This is a genomic window from Bartonella sp. AA86SXKL (assembly GCF_042196885.1).
This window is the reverse complement of record NZ_JBHIRE010000450.1, coordinates 1-632: the sequence shown is the minus strand read 5'-3', so window position 1 is coordinate 632 and position 632 is coordinate 1. Positions and strand designations below refer to the sequence as shown.

Genomic DNA, 632 nt, shown 5'->3' with positions numbered 1-632 from the left:
AACAGTTTTGTCCGCAAAACAAATCACAGTGCATTTAATTGAAGTTGCTGACCCCGCAGAAGAGCACTTCCCCTATGCAGGCCATACAGAATTTTTTGATCCGGAAACGAAAGAAAAACGCATTTTAGGAAAAGCAGAAAACTCCCGTGAGCATTATTGCAAATTGTATCAAGCACGGCGACAAGAATTGACAAATTTTTGCACACGCCAAGGTTGGACTTATCATGTGAGTAAAACCGACCGTCCCTTAACAGAAGTCATTCTACGACTTGCAAACAAAATAGGGATCTCTCCATCCCACAATAGGAGGTCACTTTGAGTTTTGCTGCTCCCCTCCTTTTACTAGGGCTTTTATCCTTACCGATTATTTGGTGGTTGTTGCGGATAACACCTCCAACGCCGCGTAAAGAGCTCTTTCCCCCTTTACGCTTTCTGCCGAAATCAAATAATCAGCAGGAAGCCGCACATCGCACACCTTGGTGGTTATCGTTGTTACGATTAACCATAGCTGCACTCAGTATTATCGCTTTAGCAAAACCCACCTGGAATCAAAAGCCAATTATACTCTCCGGATCTCAACCACTTGCACTTATTATCGATAATGGATGGGCATCTACGAGAGAGTGGAAAAA

At 43.5% G+C, this 632-nt stretch carries 2 protein-coding genes; both read left to right on the top strand.

What is annotated here, in order from left to right; genetic code table 11:
* Positions 1 to 319: DUF58 domain-containing protein (locus tag ACFIO5_RS12585; RefSeq protein ID WP_522729902.1), on the top strand; the 319-nt coding region annotated here is incomplete at its 5' end.
* Positions 316 to 632, top strand: a 317-nt coding sequence (locus ACFIO5_RS12580; protein ID WP_375705586.1) for a BatA domain-containing protein, incomplete at its 3' end; no start/stop codon positions are given. The genes ACFIO5_RS12585 and ACFIO5_RS12580, both read left to right, overlap by 4 nt.